Source organism: Kinneretia sp. DJ1R-11 (assembly GCF_025717595.1).
Taxonomy (GTDB): domain Bacteria; phylum Pseudomonadota; class Gammaproteobacteria; order Burkholderiales; family Burkholderiaceae_C; genus Paucibacter_A.
Genome location: NZ_JAJIRR010000010.1, coordinates 1 through 18,189 on the forward strand (window position 1 = coordinate 1; position 18,189 = coordinate 18,189).

At 67.2% G+C, this 18,189-nt stretch carries 16 protein-coding genes and 2 tRNA genes; all 18 read right to left on the bottom strand.

Annotated features, from left to right (window positions below; translation table 11 throughout):
• Nucleotides 1–143: 143 nt before the first annotated feature.
• The 18 genes from LNV23_RS16375 to LNV23_RS16460 all read right to left on the bottom strand — a co-directional run bounded on the left by LNV23_RS16375 (nucleotide 144) and on the right by LNV23_RS16460 (nucleotide 18,112).
• Complete coding sequence (locus LNV23_RS16375) at nucleotides 144–1,040, bottom strand: TadE/TadG family type IV pilus assembly protein (RefSeq protein ID WP_263563961.1); 897 nt, start codon at nucleotides 1,038–1,040, stop codon at nucleotides 144–146.
• A complete protein-coding gene (locus tag LNV23_RS16380) occupies nucleotides 1,037–1,909 on the bottom strand; it encodes a hypothetical protein (RefSeq protein ID WP_263563962.1) in 873 nt (290 codons plus the stop codon). The genes LNV23_RS16375 and LNV23_RS16380 overlap by 4 nt, the downstream gene beginning before the upstream one ends.
• Nucleotides 1,906–2,265, bottom strand: a complete 360-nt coding sequence (locus tag LNV23_RS16385; RefSeq protein ID WP_263563963.1) for a DUF192 domain-containing protein — start codon at nucleotides 2,263–2,265, stop codon at nucleotides 1,906–1,908. Before LNV23_RS16385 ends, LNV23_RS16380 begins: the two co-directional genes overlap by 4 nt.
• Nucleotides 2,265–3,152 (bottom strand): type II secretion system F family protein, encoded by an 888-nt coding sequence (locus LNV23_RS16390; RefSeq protein ID WP_263563964.1) that lies wholly within the window; start codon nucleotides 3,150–3,152, stop codon nucleotides 2,265–2,267. Before LNV23_RS16390 ends, LNV23_RS16385 begins: the two co-directional genes overlap by 1 nt.
• A gap of 11 nt (nucleotides 3,153–3,163) precedes the next feature.
• Nucleotides 3,164–4,051: a type II secretion system F family protein gene (locus LNV23_RS16395; protein ID WP_263563965.1), complete on the bottom strand. Its 888-nt coding sequence runs from the start codon at nucleotides 4,049–4,051 to the stop codon at nucleotides 3,164–3,166.
• Nucleotides 4,048–5,820 carry a TadA family conjugal transfer-associated ATPase gene (locus LNV23_RS16400; RefSeq protein ID WP_263563966.1) on the bottom strand — a complete coding sequence of 591 codons (1,773 nt, stop codon included), beginning with the start codon at nucleotides 5,818–5,820 and terminating at the stop codon, nucleotides 4,048–4,050. Before LNV23_RS16400 ends, LNV23_RS16395 begins: the two co-directional genes overlap by 4 nt.
• Before the next feature lie 13 nt (nucleotides 5,821–5,833).
• Nucleotides 5,834–8,098 carry a secretin GspD/PilQ domain-containing protein gene (locus LNV23_RS16405; protein ID WP_263563967.1) on the bottom strand — a complete coding sequence of 755 codons (2,265 nt, stop codon included), beginning with the start codon at nucleotides 8,096–8,098 and terminating at the stop codon, nucleotides 5,834–5,836.
• Nucleotides 8,095–8,946 carry a Flp pilus assembly protein CpaB gene (cpaB, locus tag LNV23_RS16410; protein ID WP_263563968.1) on the bottom strand — a complete coding sequence of 284 codons (852 nt, stop codon included), beginning with the start codon at nucleotides 8,944–8,946 and terminating at the stop codon, nucleotides 8,095–8,097. The genes LNV23_RS16405 and cpaB overlap by 4 nt, the downstream gene beginning before the upstream one ends.
• 7 nt (nucleotides 8,947–8,953) lie before the next feature.
• Nucleotides 8,954–9,139 (bottom strand): hypothetical protein, encoded by a 186-nt coding sequence (locus LNV23_RS16415; protein ID WP_263563969.1) that lies wholly within the window; start codon nucleotides 9,137–9,139, stop codon nucleotides 8,954–8,956.
• Nucleotides 9,136–9,840, bottom strand: a complete 705-nt coding sequence (locus LNV23_RS16420) for a VirB4 family type IV secretion/conjugal transfer ATPase (protein WP_263563970.1) — start codon at nucleotides 9,838–9,840, stop codon at nucleotides 9,136–9,138. Before LNV23_RS16420 ends, LNV23_RS16415 begins: the two co-directional genes overlap by 4 nt.
• Nucleotide 9,841: 1 nt before the next feature.
• On the bottom strand, nucleotides 9,842–10,588 hold the full coding sequence (locus LNV23_RS16425; RefSeq protein ID WP_263563971.1) for a hypothetical protein: 747 nt from the start codon (nucleotides 10,586–10,588) through the stop codon (nucleotides 9,842–9,844).
• The gene (locus LNV23_RS16430; protein ID WP_263563972.1) at nucleotides 10,585–11,478 is read right to left on the bottom strand and encodes a hypothetical protein; all 894 of its coding nucleotides are present in this window, start codon (nucleotides 11,476–11,478) and stop codon (nucleotides 10,585–10,587) included. Before LNV23_RS16430 ends, LNV23_RS16425 begins: the two co-directional genes overlap by 4 nt.
• A complete protein-coding gene (lnt, locus tag LNV23_RS16435; RefSeq protein WP_263563973.1) occupies nucleotides 11,475–14,342 on the bottom strand; it encodes an apolipoprotein N-acyltransferase in 2,868 nt (955 codons plus the stop codon). The genes LNV23_RS16430 and lnt overlap by 4 nt, the downstream gene beginning before the upstream one ends.
• 152 nt (nucleotides 14,343–14,494) lie before the next feature.
• Nucleotides 14,495–14,764: a hypothetical protein gene (locus LNV23_RS16440; RefSeq protein ID WP_263563974.1), complete on the bottom strand. Its 270-nt coding sequence runs from the start codon at nucleotides 14,762–14,764 to the stop codon at nucleotides 14,495–14,497.
• A gap of 460 nt (nucleotides 14,765–15,224) precedes the next feature.
• Nucleotides 15,225–15,614 carry a glutathione S-transferase N-terminal domain-containing protein gene (locus LNV23_RS16445; RefSeq protein WP_263563975.1) on the bottom strand — a complete coding sequence of 130 codons (390 nt, stop codon included), beginning with the start codon at nucleotides 15,612–15,614 and terminating at the stop codon, nucleotides 15,225–15,227.
• Between the two features lie 80 nt (nucleotides 15,615–15,694).
• Nucleotides 15,695–15,770, bottom strand: a tRNA-Asn gene (locus LNV23_RS16450).
• Between the two features lie 70 nt (nucleotides 15,771–15,840).
• Nucleotides 15,841–15,916: transfer RNA gene (locus tag LNV23_RS16455), tRNA-Asn, on the bottom strand.
• A gap of 36 nt (nucleotides 15,917–15,952) precedes the next feature.
• Complete coding sequence (locus LNV23_RS16460; protein WP_263563976.1) at nucleotides 15,953–18,112, bottom strand: TonB-dependent siderophore receptor; 2,160 nt, start codon at nucleotides 18,110–18,112, stop codon at nucleotides 15,953–15,955.
• Nucleotides 18,113–18,189: the final 77 nt, after the last annotated feature.

The window sequence follows — 18,189 nt, forward strand, 5'->3', positions numbered from 1 at the left end:
GGGTCGCAGCTGCCGCCTCCGCCACCGGGTGGGAAGAGCTGTGCCTGGGCGGCCGGGGCCAGCAGGCCGAGCAGGCTGCTCAGGATGGCGGTCAGCAGAAGTCGGTGGAGTGCGCGGGCGTGCTTCATGGTTGTAGCGGCGTCTCAGCCGCCGGGGCAGGTCTCGGGCGGAATCTCGCAAGCGCCGTGGCCCGAGCCTTCCGTGCAGATCGAGCAAGTCGGGTCCCACCAGGGGCAGGTCGGCAGGGGCGGTTCAATGGGGCCGGGGCCTGGGTCGGTGGGTGAACCTCCATTGCCCGCGCCGGGCGAGCTGACCATGGCGCTGTTGCGGATGGCGTCGCTCTGCATGCGCACCACGGCATGGGACACGACCGGGATGCGTCCGGCCTTGATCAAAGCCTGCTTGAAGGCGTCGCCGCCGGCCGCGCCCAGCTTGCCCAGTGCCCAGGTGTAGAACTTGCCCAGCATGGGCATCTGCTTGGACGGCGGGATGCCGTAGGTGACGCGCAGTTTCAGCAGATTGGCGTCCAGCAAGGTCTGGCCGCTGGCATTGGTCTTGGGGTCGCTCTTGCAGGCCGGCACGTCGCGCGGGCAGCTCAGCTCGTCCAGCCCGACATTGGGCAGCACCGGCTCGCCGGTCTGCAGCGCCGCCTGCAGGGCCGGGCTGTTGTAGTCGCTGAAGCTCTCCGGCGTGGGCGAGATGATTTCGATGCGCAGGCCGGCCGCGTCCAGGTCCTTGGCCGCCTTCACGGCCGTGTCGGCCAGCTCGGCCAGGGTGCGGCCGCCGCCGTAATAGGGCAGCATGGCTTTCTGAAAAGCAGCGTGGATGCTGGCGAGCTTGGCGTTGGCCACCGAGCCGGCCCGGGCCGCCTCGAAGGCGGCGTAGTTCAGGCTGGTCTTGGCGTGGTAGCCCAAGGCGGCCTGCCAGATCGCCAGCACCAGAAACAGCAGGGTCGGCAACACCAACATGGTCTCGACGATGCTGGCCCCGCGCTGGCCCCGCGCTTGCGGCGCCGTCAGGTGGGACGGCCACTGGCTCATGGCAGGGTGACGGCAAACCCGGCCGGCAAGGCCAGCTTGGCGGCATCGAGCACCTTGCCGCGCTCCAGGGCCAGCACCGTGAGTTGGCGCTCGATGGCCTGGTCACCGTTGCCCAGGGTGGTCTTGCCGCTCAGGCTCCAGGGCCAGTTCAGGTAGGCGACCATGGGGTAGCGGTCCCAGAGGCAGGACTCGCCGGTGACCACACCCTCCAGCGGGACCTGCGGCTTGTGGCAACGCTCGCCCATGATGGTGGTGCTGGGCATGGCATTGACCTGTTCGGCCGTGGCCAGCGTGGTCCGGCTGAGCGTGCTGCTGCTGCGGTTGCCCAAGGCCTTGCTGTCCTTGAAACGCAGCTCGTAGCGCACGCCGTCGCGCCAGAGCCAGCCGGTTTGGATGGGCACTTTGCGGTAGACCGAGCAGTCGGGCGGCACGGCCGGTACGCTGTTGTTGCGGCTGAACTCGGCCGTCCAGCGTTCCAGATCGGGCCAGGCCAGCACATAGCCGCTGGTGTAGGTGGCGGCCTTGTCGGTGTCGAAGTAGCGCTCGGTGATCTGGGTGTCCAGGCCCGCCATCACGGCCTCCTCGGGCTGCTGAGGGGGCAAGTCGTAGTGCCCGCGGCGCAGGGCGTTGCACTGGTCGACCATGAGCTGGTGGATGCTGCGCTCCATGCCGTAGCTCTTGTTTTGATAGCGCGAGGTTTCGCTGACCTTGAGGTAGGCCGTGCCCTGGAAGGGATCGACGGCCACCGGCGGTGGCACGGGCGTGGCCGGCGTGGCGCTGTCGGCGCCGCCGCCTCCGCCGCAGGCCAGCAGCAGTGCACTCAATGGCAGAGCCAGGCAGGCGCCGTGAGCGCGGGTGTTCGGTTTCATTGGGGGTTCCCTGAGGTGTTTGTGAATTCGGACGAGGGCGGCCGGCGCCAGTCGATCCGGCTGCCGGGGCCCAGGCCCAGGCGGACGGCCTCGCCGGCGGCCAGCTCAAGCGTGGTGCGGGCGCCCGGGCAGGCACTCGCGCGCCAGGGCGCCAGGGCCTCCACGCGCTTGATCACGCGGTCCTCGGCGTCGAGGTACAGCAAATCGATGGCGTAGGCCATGAAACAGGTGTGGACGGCGGCGCAGGGCGCCAGGGCCAGGGCTTCGCCCGGCCTCAGGCGAGGGCGGGCCAGCAGGCCCAGCAGGCGCTCGCTGAAACGTTCAGCGCGGTGCACGCGCAAGTGCGTTGAGCCCATCACAGCCCCATATGGATGAACTTCATCGCGATCGGGAAACCGAGGACGACAAAGGTGCAGGGGAAGATGAAGGCGATCAGCGGAAACAGCAGCTTGACCGGCGCTTCCATGGCCAGCTTTTCGGCGCGCGCGAAGCGCTCGTTGCGACGCTGCTCCGACTGAGCGCGCAGGATGGGCCCGAGGTTCATGCCCATGCGTTCGGCCTGGATCAGGGCGGCCACGAAGTTGCTGATGGCCGGCTCGTTCATGCGATCGCCCAGTGTGCGCAGCGCATCCAGGCGTGGCCGGCCGGCGCGCACATCGCGCAGCACGCGCGAGAACTCGTCGCGCAGCGGGCCCGCCGGGCCCTTGGCCACCGCTTGCGCCAAGGCACCGCTGAGGTTGAGGCCGGCCTCCACGCACAGGGTGATGATGTCCAGCATGAAGGGCAGGGTCTTGAGCGTGTCGCGGCGGCGCAGCAGGATGCGGTCGCGCAGCCAGATGCCTGGCATCAGGTAGGCGCAAGCGCCGGCCAGCAGAGGCCAGGGCCCCAGGGGCAGATGCAGGTTACCGATCAGCCAGACGGCCAGGCCCGCTGCGCCGGCCGCGCCCAGCAGCTGCCCGGCGATGAACTGCTCGGGCGCCAGCGCGTAGTCCAGGCCGGCCAGGCGCAGCTTCACCAGCACCCGCTGGCGCAGGTTCAGCGGCAGCACCGGCCCCAGGTAGTAGGCCAGCCAGCGCAGCGGCCACCAGATCAGCAGGAAGAAGCGCGGCGGTGCATCACGGTAGCTGCGGTCCTCGTTGGGCACGGCATCGATGGCCCGACCGATCGCATGCGCGAGCAGGAAGATCGACAAGCCCAGGCCCAGGGCGCAGAGCAGGGGAATCCAGAATTTCAGATCATCCATGGTGGCGGGGCTCAGACATCAATGGCGACGATCTTGCGGATCACCAGCACGCCAAAAAACTCCAGCAGGGCGATCACCACCAGCGTGGCCCAGCCCGTGGGGGTGCTGAACAGCAGATGCATGGCGGCTGGCTCGAGCTTGTTGAGCGCGAACATCAGCAGCAGGGGCAGGGCGCCCACCACCCAGGCTTGCAGCTTGCCCTGGGCGGTCAGGGAGCGGATCTTGTCTTCCATGGCCAGCTTCTGGCGCAGGGTCTGCGCGGCGCGCTCCAAAGTCTCGGCCAGCTGGCCGCCGGTCTCGCTGGCGATGCGCATGGCGGACACAGTCAGGGTGATCGATTGCAGGGGCACGCGCTGGTTCAGGTTGTCCAGCGCGGCGTCCATGCTGACGCCCAGGCGCTGCTCGCGCAGCAGCAGGTCGAATTCCTGCGAAATCGGTGGCAGGGCCTCACGCACCAGTTGCTGAATGCCTTGCGACAAGCTGACCCCGGCCTTGAGCGCGCCGGCCAGCATCAGCAGCGCATCGGGCAGCTGCTGTTCGAGCTTCTGGACGCGCCGTTGGCGCAGCCAGCGCAGGGTGAAACGCGGCATCCAGGCTGTCAGCAAGGCCACACCCAGCGGCGTCACCGGGTCGCGCGTCAGCCCCCAGGTCAGGGCGCTGAGCAGCAGGATCAGGGCGATATTGAGCACGAACAGGCGTGCCGGGTCGATGAACAGGAACAGCTCGCTCAGGCCCACATGGGCGCGTTCGGTGAACAGGCGGCGGTAACGCGCCATGCCGTTCGAGGCGATGTCCACCACCGACCAGACCAGGATGACGATGGCCAGGGCCACCATCACCGCCACCACGCTGGCCATGGTGCTGGTGCTCATGCCCGCACCGAGTTCGCCGGCGCTCATGCGGCGGCCCTGCGGTTGAACAAGCTGAGGTCGAACTCCACGCCCTGCTCGCGCAGCTGGTCGAAGAAGGTCGGCACCGCGTCGCAGCCGACGAAGTCACCCAAGACCCGGCCCTCGGGACCATAGCCTCGGGCTTCGTAGCGGAACAGCTCCTGCAGCTGGATCTTGCCGTTCTCCATGCCCGAGAGCTCGGTGATGCTGGTCACCTTGCGCGAGCCGCAGGCGAAGCGGGTTTGCTGGACGATGATGTCCACGGCCGAGGTGATCTGGTCGCGGATGGCGCTGATGGGCAGGTCCATGCCCGCCATCAGCACCAGGGTCTCCAAGCGGGCCAGCGCATCGCGCGGCGTGTTGGCGTGCAAAGTGGTCAGCGAGCCCTCGTGGCCGGTGTTCATGGCCTGCAGCATGTCCAGGGCCTCGCCGCCGCGGCATTCGCCGACGACGATGCGGTCCGGCCGCATGCGCAGTGAGTTCTTGACCAGATCGCGGATGCTGATCGCGCCTCGTCCTTCGACATTGGACGGGCGTGATTCCAGTGACACCAGATGGGTGTGGTTCAGGCGCAGCTCGGCCGCGTCTTCGATGGTGATGATGCGTTCGCCGTCCGGGATGAAGTTGGACAGCACATTGAGCAAGGTGGTCTTGCCCGAGCCGGTGCCGCCGGAGACGATCAGGTTTTTGCGCTGGTGCACGCAGAGCTGCAGAAAGCGCGCCATCGGGTCGGACAGCGAGTCGTAGCCGACCAGGTCATCGCCGGTCAGTCGCTTCTTCGAAAACTTCCGGATGGTGATGGTCGGGCCCTTGAGCGCCAGCGGCGGGATGATGGCGTTGACCCGCGAGCCGTCCTTGAGTCGCGCATCGACCAGGGGCGAACTCTCGTCGATGCGCCGCCCCAGGGGCGCAACGATGCGCTCGATCACGCCCAGCACGGCGCGGTCGCTGGTAAAGGCCAGTGGGTAGCGCTGCAGCCGGCCCTGGCGCTCGACGAAGATCTCGTCGGCCCGGTTGACCATGATTTCGCTGACGCTGGGGTCGGCCAGCAAATCCTCCAGCGGCCCCAGTCCGACGGCTTCGTCCAGCACCTCTTTGCGCAAGGCCTCGCGGTCGATCTCGACCGGCAGGTCGGCCAGGCGTTCCAAAATTTCGCGCACCAGCTTCTCGGTCTCCAGGCGCAGCTCGGCGTCGCTCATGCGGCTGAGGTCGCGGCGACGCAGGTCGATGGTTTCCAGCAGCTGGTCGTGGACATGTTTGCGCCAAGGGTGGCGGGCCTGCACGGCGCTGAAGTCCTGGTCTGCTGCGGCCTTGACCGGTGCCGCGCTGGCCTGCACGGCGCGCAGGGGTGTCGGCGCCTGCGGTTTGGTGCGTAGGCTTTCGTCCTGTGCATGGCCGTTCCTGCCCGGCGCGGCAGCCAGCGGCCGCGGTGCCGCTTGGGCCAAGCTCGCTTCGCGGCCCGGCCGCCCGTCCGACTCGAACTCATGCTCGCGCACGCGCAGCACATAGGCGCCGATGCGCACCTGGTCGGCGAAGGTGACCGGGCCGTAGCGCACGATGCGCGAGCCGTTCACCCAGGTGCCGCTGAACTGGCCCAGGTCTTCCAGCAGCCAGCCTTGCGGGCTTTCCAGCAGGCGGGCGTGGGCGCGGCCGATGCGCCAGCCGGCCAGCAGCACCTCGCTGTCCTTGGCCCGGCCGATGCGAAGCTCGCTGCCGCCTAGCAGTAGCTCGCGGGTCTCGCCGTCGCCGTCGGTGATTTGAATCGTCAGTTGTCCCATGATGCGGCTCCGTTCAGGGCGTGGCCGGAGCCAGTTCGGGCAAGAGCCATTGCGACAGCACCCAGCCGCGCTGCACGACCTGACCCTGGGGCCCGGCTTGCTCCAGCTGCACAGCCACCCAGGCACCTTGGGGTGGCAGGTCCAGACCTTGGACGCGCTCACCGCGGTAGGCCCGAGTCAGGACGCCGGCGTTGACATCGGGGGTCAGGCGCAGGGCCAGCTTGTCAGCCTGCACGCGGTAGGGCTTGCGGCTGGCGTCAAGCGCGGCCCGGCTGAGCAGGGCAGCTTGAGGCAGCGGGCCCAGCGTGGGCGCCGCGCTGCGGCTGGCCGAGGGCAGGCCGGGCGTGGCCGGCTTCACGCCAGGGCCGGGCCCGGGGCTTTGCTGCCAGGGGGCCAAGGCCTGCTCAGGCAGCCAGCCTTGCAGCTGGCCGACCCGCACCGGGATCCAGCGCTGCCCGTCCTCGAGCTGGGGGTCCAGAGGCTGGAGCGTCACCGTCGCGCCGGCCTCCAGGGTCAGCAGACCGGGTGCGGCGCGGCTGGGGCGGCTGCGCAAGGTTTGTTGCGCCAGCTTGACCCGCAGCAGAGCGCCTTCCTCGGCGCGGCTGATGACGGGCGTCTGGGGCGGCGCCGGCATGAGCGTCGGCGCCGGCGCAGCGCTTTGCGCATCGGCTGCTGCTGAGGCCGCGGCGGCCGGCCGCGGCTGGTCGTAGGACGTGGCCGGCTGCAGCGGATCGCTCAGATAAGGCGAGGGCCCCATGCGCTGTTCCAGCCTTTCGGTGGTGCGCTCGACCCGGTCACGGTTGAAGCTGGAGTCCGGGGTGACCAGGCTGGGGGTGACGAAGACCACCAGCTCCGTCTCCTTGTTCTGGTAGCGCTTGGAGCGGAACAGGGCACCGAGCACAGGGATGTCGCCGAGCACCGGCAGCTTGTCCACATCGTTCGAGGTCTCGCGCTGCAGCAGGCCGGACAGCACGATGGTCTCGCCGCCACGCACATTGAATTCCGTCTCGGTCTTGCGCGTCAGCAGTGCCGGGCCGCCGACGGTGGACACCGAACGGTCAATGCTGCTGACCTCCGACTCGATGGTGGCGCGGATATTGCCGTGCGCGTCGACCCGCGGCTGCACATTGAGCTTGACGCCATAGGTCTTGAACTGAATCACCACACCGTCGCGTGTGGAAACCGCATATGGGATCTCGCCGCCGGCGACAAAGCTGGCGCGCGAGCCATTTCGCGCCGACAGCTGCGGTTCTGCCAAGACGCTGGCGCGACCCTCCTGGGCCAGCAGATTGAGCTGGGCGTTCAGTCCCATATTCAGGGCGCTCAAGATGTTCAGGCCTTTGGGCATGAGCACGGCGCCGCCGTCCGGGTTGGTGATCGGCGGGGCGTTGCCCGTGCCAGTGCGGATGTCAACTTGGTACGGGCCGTCCTGGCCGCGCCGGATCGGCGACCAGACCGCGCCGAGTGCGGTGCCGCCGGTGCCGCTCCACTTCAGCCCGGTCTCGCGCAGCAAGCTGGTCGGGAACTCGACGACCTTGACGTCGATGGCCACCATCTGCTCCCAACCGACCCGGTTGGTGAAATTGACGATCTGCGGGTAGCGTTTGGCCAGCTCATCGATCTTGGCCAGGTCGCGGTCGGACAGCTGGTCACCCTCGACGATGATGTTGCTGCCCACCACCGAGGCTTTGGCATTGGGAATGCCGGACAGGAAAGCAGCGATCTCGCGTGCATAACGCGAAGTGTCACCGGGCACAATATTGATCTTGACGCGCTGGTAGCGGCCGTCCGCGTTCCAAATGAACAGTGAGGAAGTGCCGACGCCATTGGCGAACAGGATCACCTCTTTCTCGTCGAGCGCGGCGGCCGACATCAGGCTGCCATTGCCCACGGCGATGCGCGCCACGCCGGGCGCGGGGAAGACCCGCGACTCGCCGACGAACATCTCGATCTCGGCCATATGGCCCGAATCGCCACTGTTCTTGATGGGCTCGTAGGGGGCGGGGTTGATGCTGGCGCGACCGGGCTTGGCCGGCTTGCCTGCGCCAGCCGTGCCGGGGCTGCTGGCCTTGAGCTGCTCGCCATAGCCATTGCCGGAAGCGGCGGCGGGCTGCGCCAGACTGGGGCTGCCCGGCAGGGTCAGAGCCAGGGCCAGGCTCAGGTTCAGGCTGGTCTTCAGGCCAGCGTGTCGACGCGACTGCGCCAGGGTCTTGCAGGGGAAGTGGGGCGAGTGCATGTCGCGCAAGTCTTTCGTACGCTTCGGTCCGGAGTTCGTCATGGCTTGTTGCCGTTGTCAGGGCGGCTGGGGGCCAGGGCATTGAGGGCGCGCTGGGCTTCGGCGCTTTGGGCTGCGCCGCGGCCGCCGTAGAGCACCGGGATGCCGGACTCCTTGCTGTTTTCGCCCAGGCCGAGCAGGCTGAGGGCGTCTTGCCGGTTGGCCGGCAGCACGACGCTGTCGCCGGGGCTTCGCAACATGGCCGCGAGCTTGCCGACCTCGCGGGCTGCCAGCACGCGGCGGGCGTCCTCGGGCGCCGCGTCCAGGGTGATGGTCGAGAAGCTGCTCTTGCTACCCTCTTTGCCGTCGGGCACCGCTTGGGCGCCTGTGGCCAGCACAGCGACGTTCTGCAAAAGGGGGAAGAGGTAGCTCTTGCCGTCCTTCTTGGCCGAGACCATCAGATCGATGCGGTCACCGGGCTGCAGCAGCCCCGAGATCGAGTTGACCTCATCGACCGGCACGGTGATGGCGCGTCGGCCATTGGGCAGGCGGGTCGAAAAGGACGGCGCGCGCTGCCCCTCCAGCATGGACCACATCAGCATCTCGCCCCGCACCGCCGGGTAGGCCAGGGCCTGGCCTTCGATGCGATCGAACTGCGCCGGCGTCAGGGCATTGGAGTGGGCCCAGTCGCTGGGTACCTCGCGCACCGCCACCAACTCGGCCGACAAGATGGCCCCTTTGACCAGATCCTTCTTGGGCACCAGCACCTGGACCATGGACTTGGCCTTGCTGCGTTCCTCGACTTCAGCCACATGCTGCTCGATATAGCGTTTCACGCCAAAGGCCGACATGCCGCCCAGGCCCAGGGCCACCAGCAGCAAGACCCAACTTCTTTGAACTCTGATCCTCATGACGTCCTTAAACGGGCAGCGCGATCGCGCTAAGAAATTTGCTGAATGCCGTCTTGATGGCCGCGAGCATCAAGGCGACCACGGAGGAGGAGCCGTCGATGGGCATGGCCAGCAGGGCGGTGACCAGGGCGGCGACCACCAGGGTCTCGACCATGGACTGGCCGGCCTGCAGGCGGCGAACTGGCAGATTCATGGCAGGGCTCCCTGGGTTCTTTGAATCACGATCAGGCGCGCATCGCCGCGGTCGACGATGCTCACCATGGCCTCTTCTTTGGGTCCTTGCAGCCAGGTCACGCGCTGCCTGGAGCCTGGCTGCGCGCCGACGTCTTCCTTGACGGGCTGCAGGCCGGATTGCTTGAGTTGCTGCAGGATGTGGGCCTGGTTGGCCGCCAGGCCGAGCTGGTTGCTGGCACTGAGCAAGAGGCTTCGCCGCCCCTGGTCGCGCGATTCCATGGTCTGCAGCAAGGCGCTGTCCGCCGGCAGCAGGCGTTCGGTGTCGATCTGCACCTTGCTGCGGCCCTGGGGCGGCTCGATCCGGCTGCTCATCACCGTGGCGACGACCTGCTCGCCGCGTCCCTGACGCAGCTGCACCGTGTGGAAGAACTGGCCCTCGCGCCCGGCCAGCACGGTGGCGCCCTGCACCTGGTTCAGCACATGCTGAGGGCCCAGTCGTTCCTTGAAGAATTTCAGCGCCGCGTCCATGCCCTCGGGCAGGTCCATGCGCAGCAGGCGGCTGCGCCGGCCGTTCAAGAGCATGTCTTCGCTGATCAGCTGGGTCACCCCAGCACCTGGCGCTTGCCAGCGTGGCCAGTCGTCCTGGGCCGCATATGCTGCCGACGGTGACAGCAGGATCGAGGCCATCAACATGCACAGTGCGCTGAAGTGCTTGATCATTTCAGCAGCCTCCGATCAAACGGTCGCAAGGCACCAGGTCCCAGTCGAAATTGCCGACTTTGAGCGCGGGGTCGAACACCAGGGTAGGCGTCTGACCCAGGGCGTCGACCAAGCCGGCCACCTGTCCGATGGGGTAGAGCAGGGCGGCATCTTCGATGCGACCGCGCACCATGGCCAGGTTGCGTGCCGTCCAAGCGTCGGCCAGCAGCACGGTGCGGCGGGTGCTGGCCAGGTTGATGGTGTCGAAGGGTGCGAAGCCTTCGACATTGGCGATCTTCACCGTCACCTGGCCTTGGTACCAATTCTGATCCGGCAGCTTGAGTGAGTCGGCATGCAACTTGGCGGCTGCGATCGCATTCTTGCCCTGAATCTGAGTGTCGACCTTGACGTCGTCCTCGAAGCTTTTGAGCAAGGGCCGACCGGCGTGGTCGCTCCACATCGGGTTGCGGTGGGCAGTGAAGTCGCCGGCGGTGTCGCCAGTCTTGATGGGGGCGCCTGAGCTGCTGAAAAATCGGCGGCGCACCTCGGCCGACAGCTCGGCATCGCTCTTCCAGCTGCTGGCGCTGTTGCGGGCCGCTCCCTCGAAGGCCACATAGCGGCTGGCGCTCTCGGTGGCCTGCATCATGTCCAGCAGCTTGCCCAGCAGGGGCAGGGCGATGAACATGGGCAGCAGCACCAGGCAGGCGATCGCAAACTCCACGGTGGCCTGGCCAGACTGACCTGCCCGTCTGACGAAGCTGGCTCTCATGGCTGCTCTCCGCCGGCGCTGATCGGACGTTCCTGGTAGGCGATGCCACTCAGGGGCTCGAACACCACGGCATCGATCTGTGCGCGGGGCAGCAGCTGCCGGGTGTCCAGCCAGCGCAGGCGTCGGCCGCTCTGGCCGGCTTGCAGTTCGAACACGGTCTGCGCCAGCTGCCGGCCTTGCAAGGCCGTCGGCAGGTCGGCGGTCGGCAGGAGCAGGCAGGTCTCGACGCGGCTGCTGCCGCGGTCGGCACGGCGCAGCTGGCAGCGGTAGCCGGCCAGCTCGCGCGTGCCGATGACGCCGCCGTGCAGCGTCTGCAAGGCCTGTGCGCTCGGTGCTGCCAAGGGCTCGGCGCCACCGGCTGGGCCGCTCGAGCGGCGGCCGCTGCGCGATTCCAGCGCCACCTGCCAGCGCCGCACGCTGTGGGCCTCGCGGCGCTCCAGATAGACGCTGTGCACGCGGGCCTTGCGGTAGAGGCAAGCACAAGGCCCCTCAGTTTTCAGATTCGCTTCCGCGCATTCCACATGTTCTTTGTCGCTGTAGCTGGCGCTGAGCTGGCCGTCCAGGCTGGTGTAGCGGCGCAGCTCGAATTGCAGCGGCGCCTCGCTGCCTGGCGCGAAGCGCGGCATGCGGGTCGCAGCGCCGACGGCCAGGGCGGCCTGGCAGCTGGCTTCCAGCGTGGTCTTGTTCAGGCTGTTGAACAGCTCGCCTGTGCTCTGTGCGTAGACGACCGTGACGGTCTTCTGCAGCGGCGCGAGCGCGAAGCCGGGCGGCAGTTCGAGCATTGCTTCGGCCGCGTCCGCCTGGCCAGGCGGCAGCAGCCAGAGCAGCAAGCTGAGCATGGCCAGCAGGCGCCAGCTAGGGGCTGCAGTGTGGGCGGGGGTGGCTTTCATGGCAGGGCCAAGCCTCCTTGTTTGGTGGCGGCATAGAGTTTGTCGCCGGCGGTCGGTGCCACGAGGCGGACGCGCCAGTAGGGGTTGTAGAGGCTGGCGATCTCGGTCTTGCCATCGGCGCGCGCAGCAATGCGGTCAAAGAAGACTTCGGCCCGCGCCAGCGCCATCAGCTGGCCGCCGGCTGGCTTGTCGTCGAACAAGGCCAGCGCGCCGGCCGGCTTGGCCTGGGCGGCACCGCCCGAGGTCATCAGCGCCGCCTGAGACTTGGACACCAGCATGGTCAGCCTGGTGCTGCGCTCGGCCTTGGCGTCGAGGTCGCGCAGGTCGCGGCTGGTCGGGATGCCGCTGAAGTTGTAGATCAGGGGCTCGCGCATATCGCTGTCGGCGATGCCCGCCGTGCGACCGTTCTCGCCATAGGCATTGCCATGGTGGCCTCGGCCCGCGTCGCCACCGCCGGCATTGACATTGACGGCGCCCCAGCCGATCGGGGTCTGGATGTCGTCGCACCAGCTGATGCCGAATTTGCCGCAGCCGAAGCGCCGGCCATGCAGCTCCAGCGTGTCAACGGCGCGCCATTCGTCGAAGCCGATCAGCTCGGTGCCGCCGCGCTTCTTCAAGGCGCCGTCGCGGCGAATTGGCGGAACGACGATGTCGGCGGAGTCAATTGTCCAGTTGCGCTCGCGTGTGAAGGGGTCGCGAGAGCGGCTGGTGACATCGGCGAAGCGGGTCCGTTCCTGGCCCGAATAGGCCTTGGTGAAACTGTCGAAACCGTGCGAGGTCAGGATCAGCTCGGCCTTGAGTCCGGGGTCCATTTGCTGGACCAGGTCGTTGGCGATCTGCTGCTGGCGGATGCCCGCCGTCAGATTGAGCTGGATGGCGCTCTGGGTCAGAGACAGGGTCTGGACGATGGCGTCGTGGACCGTGATGATGGGCCCGATGCCGTAGTCGACCACATAGTCGGCGAGCTCCTCGGCCGTCATGCCCAGATAGCTGACGCCGTACTTGGCGGCGGCGAAGGTGGCGGAGATCTGCAGTGCCTGGAAGTCGGGCTGCAGCATGTAGGTGATGTCGCCCATGGTGCCGGGGATGTTGTCGGTGGCGCTGGCGAAGTAGCGCAGCCAGGAGGCCATGCTGACCATCTGGGCGATCACGATCTCGTTGGCCACCATGGCGCGGTTCAGGTAGGCGTCGACATTCAGCGCCCGCGCCTCGACCACCCCGGCGCTGTAGGCGGCGGCATCGGCTGCATTGGTGACGCGCATCTTCTCGGTCACAGTCTGGCCGGTATTGACCATGAAATAGAGCAGGCCGGCCGTGATCAGCAGCAGGCCCACGCTGGCCATCAAGATCTGACCCCTTTGGACGCTGAAGAGGACACGACGGACGAGGCTGATCTTCTGCTCACGCGAGCGTGCCAGGGCGAGCGACAGCATCAGGCCGGCCAGCAGCAGGGCCAGGGCATCGCCGCAGCGGGCATAGGGCGTCAGTCCATGGCGGGCTTCCAGCCGGTAGCGACCGGCCTCGCCCGCCAGCGGCTGGGCCCGGTGATCCAGGGCCAGGCCGCCGAGATCGCTGCTGCGAAGCAGGGGCTTTTGGTATTCCAAGGCCCGGGCCTGGGCGATCTGCTGGAACTGGCGGCGCTGCTGCGCGGCCGGGTGATGGCCGTCGCTGGAAAGGCTGATCAGCAGGCCGGCTTCGGCGGCAGCGCTGCGCCATTGCTCGCTGAAGGCCAGCTCGTAGCAGAAGGAGACGGCGGCCCGCTGGCTGGCGAGTGTCATGGCGTCCGCCCGCAAAGGCGCAGCCACGGTGTCCTGGCTGGGCTGGCCGGCCAGTCGGTCGACAGCATCGCGCCATGCGCCCGCCGGCAAGGGAATGAATTCACCAAATGGCAGAAGCTGATGTTTGGCTGCCTGTTGTCGACCCGAGGCGCCGAGGGCCAGCGCGCCGTTGTGCAGGCCGAGGCCCGCCTGGGCATCCAGATACATGCCCAGCAGCAGGTCGGATTGGCGCTCGTCCAAGGTCGTTTGCAGCAGCGCCAGATAGCCAGGCGGCAAGGCCTGCTCGGTCTTTTCCAGGGCCAGTTGAGGGCTGATCAGCAGCTCGCCGCGGGCCCTGTCAGCCGCTTCCAGCAGCTGACTCAGAACGGCCGCGCCTTGAGCGGCAGGACCGGTGGCCGCGTCGGCGGCAGGCAGTTGCAGCAGGTGCACGCGCAGCGTGCCCTGGGGCTCGGTCCAGTCGAGCTTGCCGGTTAGGGCGCAGAAGCCGAGCAACAACACGGCGGCTGCGGCCCCCGTTTTGCGGTGCGAGTGAGGGCGACGCAGGGTCAGCATCAGCAGGGCCGCCAAGAGCCACATGGCAGCGCCCGCTAGCAGGCTGCCGCCCAGGGGCAGCAAGGCGGCGAAGGGGCCGCTCGGGGCTTGCATCACGCCAAGGCGCAGCCAGGGCATGGCCAGGCGGCCCAGCGACAGAGCGTATTCCTGCAGCATCCAGAGTGCCGGCCAGATCAGCAGCCAGCGCCATAGGCCGGCACCTGGCTTGATCAGGTTCAGGAGGGCGGCGCTCAGGCCGCAGGCCAGGGCATGGCCGACCGTGAAGAGCAGCAGCGGGAGCAGAGAGAACAGCTGCAGGCCCGGCTGGAGGCTGAAGGGGAGTTCGCCCAGACCGCTCAAACCCAGGCCGGCGCCAAAAGCCGCGGCGGCGCGGCAGAGCCGCAGAGGCGCAAGGTCTCGCGCAGTCCAGAGCAGGAGCAGAAGCGTCAGGCCCAGCTGCGCCGTCAACCAGCCCCAGCTCCAGCCGAAACTGAAGCCGACCAGCAGGCCGAGAACGGCCGAGCCCGTCGACAGCATGCCGGGTCGCGATCCCATGGAACTCCCTCTCGACTCTGTGTATTTCTTTGATTGCGTGGCGGACGGTTCAGGGCCGGGGGCGCGCTGAGCAAGGACAGCGCAGGGGCAGCTGGCCGGCTTCATCTGCAGGCGCGCCCTCTGACAGGCGAAGCCGCGCGCTGCCTGCCGGCTCAGTTGTTGGCCGCGTTGTTGGTGTAGGTGTCGAGATTGCGCTTGACGTTGGCCTCGGTGGCGGCCTTGGTGGCGGCGGCCTGGGCTTCATTCTTGGCCGCGGTGCCGTCCTGACCGGACAGTTCATTGGCAATTGCGGCCGTCTGGCTGCGCAAGGTGTTGCCGAACAGCTGGTAGACGGCGATGGCAGCAATGGCGATCAGGGCCACGATGATGATGTACTCGGTCATGCCCTGACCTTGTTGACGACGTTTGGCGATGGTGAACATGGAGGAATCCTCGAAGAATGGACCGTGGTGGTGAGGGTGCTGTACGTGCCCGGCTCAGGGTGCGTTCGCGTGCTGACGTTCCAGTGCCTGGGCCGGCCATGCCGGTGTCAAGCGGGGACTGTCTGAGCGCGATCTCCCGTGATCGCCGACGCCGCGGAACGAGCTGAAGGGTCAGTGCGTAACGTGCGTTAGCTGAAAGGGTCTGAGGCCGAAGCGAGGCGCAGTATCGTGTGACTTTTGGCACATTTGTTCGATAAGCTACGCCTGCTTACGTGTGTTGCACTCTTCGGCTGGATGTAACGCGGCGGGGTGTGTGGGTGCAGTGTTAGCGGCCGGGAATAGGTGTCTTGCAGCGGCCGGCCCGGAAAGCAAAAAGCCCGCAGGCTGCGAAGCCTGCGGGCTTTTTGGAGTCCATGAGTTGGGCCGGCGACGCCTGCCGCCAGCGTTTGGCCTGCCTCGCTCAGGCGGCAAATCGCCCGCGAAGGTGCTCGATGATCGCCTTCGATTCGGTCAGCCACTGCACGCGCCCGCTGGCATCGCTGATGCGCAGGCAGGGCACCTTGTAAGCGCCCGTGCCTTGTTTCAGCGCCTTGCGCTTGTCGGTCTCATGCTGGGCATCCAAGAGTTGGATCGGCAAGGCCAGGGCATGGATTTCTTGGCGTACCTTGATGCAAAACGGGCAGGTCTTGAATTGATACAGGGCCAGCTGAGTGCACTGACGGTCGACTTCTGCCTGGCGCTCGGCGCTGCGCTTCATGACGGCCGGGCGGGTGAGTCGCTCCTTCAGCAGCATGAGCGGGCCCAGCACGATGCGCAGGGTGCGGAAGAACAGGCGAATCAAAATCTTCATGGGGCGGCTTGGCGTCAGGTAGAGGTGTAACGGGCAAGAAAAAACCCCCAACATCTTGCGACGCTGGGGGTTCATCAAAGTGGCTCCTCGACCTGGGCTCGAACCAGGGACCTACGGATTAACAGTCCGGCGCTCTACCGACTGAGCTATCGAGGAATTGTCTTTTCGGTACTTCTAATTTTTTGTGTTGCAGCAGGCAATCCGAACCGCTGCAACGCTGAATTTCTGGCTCCTCGACCTGGGCTCGAACCAGGGACCTACGGATTAACAGTCCGGCGCTCTACCGACTGAGCTATCGAGGAACAGAGCCTCGCATTATAGGATGGATTTCTAGAGCTTTACAAGTGGATTTCCAAACTTGTTCGGAAAGTTCTTGGCGCCAGGGGGTAGAGGTAGGCATGGTCGAACTGGAAGGGGGATTCTTTCCAGGCACGCTTGTTGGCGAGGTTGTCTACGCCGACACGCCAGACCAGCAGCTGGCGGCCCCAGCTCTGCTCAAAGCGGGCGCCGGCGTCGAAGCGTGTCCAGCCCGGGATGCTGAGGCTGTTGTCGCGCAGCACGGCGCGTGGGCCCTCAAACACCAGGCCGACGTTCAGCTGAAGGCCGGGGAGGGCGGGCACATCCTGGCGTGCTTGCAAGCGCAGATTGTTCTCGGCCACATTGACGGGCTTGAGGCCATTGACGCTGGCCACGCTGCTGTCGGCACGGCGGGCCTTGAGCTTCATGGCGCTGGCCAGCAGGCCGCCGCCGGCCCACTTCAGATCGGCCTGGGCTTCGAGGCCTTGGTGGCGGGCGATGCCATCGGCGCGGCGTACGCAGCTGCCGGGCTGGCTGTCGCTGCAATCACCAAAATCGTCCCAGACCGGTCGGCTGATCTGGAAGGCATTGATCGACCAGTCCACCGACTTGGCTCCGGCCTTGAGGCCGATCTCGCTCTGACGGCTCTTCAGCGCGGGCAGGGCGCGGCCGGCGGCGTCGCCGTAGCGCTTGCGGTTGGGCGTGACTTCGCTCTCCACGCCTTCGCCCCAGCTGGCATAGGCCATCAGCTGCGGGTTGATGGCATAGCTCAGGCCCAGCCAGGGGGTGCTCAAGTTCTGGCTGTAGTCAGTGGGGCGTGAGCCATTGGTGCGCACACTGCTGCGGTTCAGCTGGGTGTGGCGCAGACCGGCCCAGGCTTGCAGCTCGGCGCTCAAGCGCACCGCGTCGCGCAGCGAGAACTCGCGGCTGCGTTCGTCGCGCAAGGTGTTCTGGTCGGTCAGACTCGGGTCGGCCGGGTTGACGGCGCTGCCGTCGATACGGCCGACGCCGACCCAGTTGTAGGCCTGGGCTTGGGCGCGGCTCTTGTAGTGGCTGATCAGCAGGCCGGCGCTCAGCTGGTGGCGCAGCGGGCCGGTGTCGAAGCGGCCGGCCAGGGACAGGTCCAGGGCCTCGCTGTTGCGGCGCTCGTTCTCGCTGCGGAAGTCGTACATATCGTAGCTGCCGTCGCTGCAGTAGCGGTCGTAATTGCCTTCCTTGTCGCAGCCGTAGGCATAAGCCAGGCGGTCATCGGTCTTGAGGCGTTGCACGGCCAGATGGGCCTGGGCCTGCCAGTCCGCATTGAGGCGCTGCTGCAGGCGCAGCGAGGCATGCTGGTTGTCAAACTCGACGGGCAGGGTCCAGCTCTGGTTGTTCAGGTTGGTGCGCGGGTCGTAGGCCTTGGCATCGGGCAGCTTGTTGCCCAAGAGGCTCATGCCTGGCTGGCTGGGCTGGCTGTGGCGGTTCAGTTCGAACTCGGCCTCGATCAGCGTGCCGGGCTGCACGCGCCATTCACCGGCCACGGCCAGGAGCTGGCGATCACCCTTGGCATCCCGCAGCTGCGGGTGCAGGTCGGCTGCAGCCGCGTTGATGCGCAGACCGAATTCGCCGCTGCCGCCGAAGTGCTGGCTCCAGTCGATGGCAGCCTCAAACGTGCCGCGCTCGTTGAAGCCGCCGCTGAGGATGGTCTGTGCTTGCGCGGTCGGGCGCTTGACCACCAGGTTCACCAGGCCGCCGGGCGAGCTGGTGCCGGCTTGGATGCCGCTGCTGCCCTTGAGCACTTCGATGCTGCTCTTGTTGCTCAGGTCCAGCACGGTCTCGCCGTTGATGGGCAGGCCGTCGCGGCGGTAGTTGAAGCGGTTGTCCAGGTCGTAGCCGCGGATCTTCAGGTAGGAGATATAGCCGGTGGCGTTGTAGGCATCACCGAGGCTGGCGTCCAGGGCGGTCAGGCCCGAGAGCGCCGAGATGCCGGCGTCCAGAAGGCGCTCCTGGCTGATCAGGCTGACCTGCAGCGGCAGCTTGGCCACCGGGGTCTCGCCGAAGCCGCCCACCTGGGCGGGCATCTCGGCCGTGCGGCCGCTGACCGAGACGGCGGGCAGGCTCTGCGCCTGGGCCAAGCCGCTGCCGAGCAGCAGGGCGAGGGCGGACGAAACAAGGCTCGGGCGCAGGGCCAGAGCAGGGCGGGATGAATGGATTGTGGGCATCGGGAACTGCAGTGAAAGCAAGAACAACAACAGACGATGCAGGGCGGCAAACGATGGCGCCACGGGTTCAGCGCAGC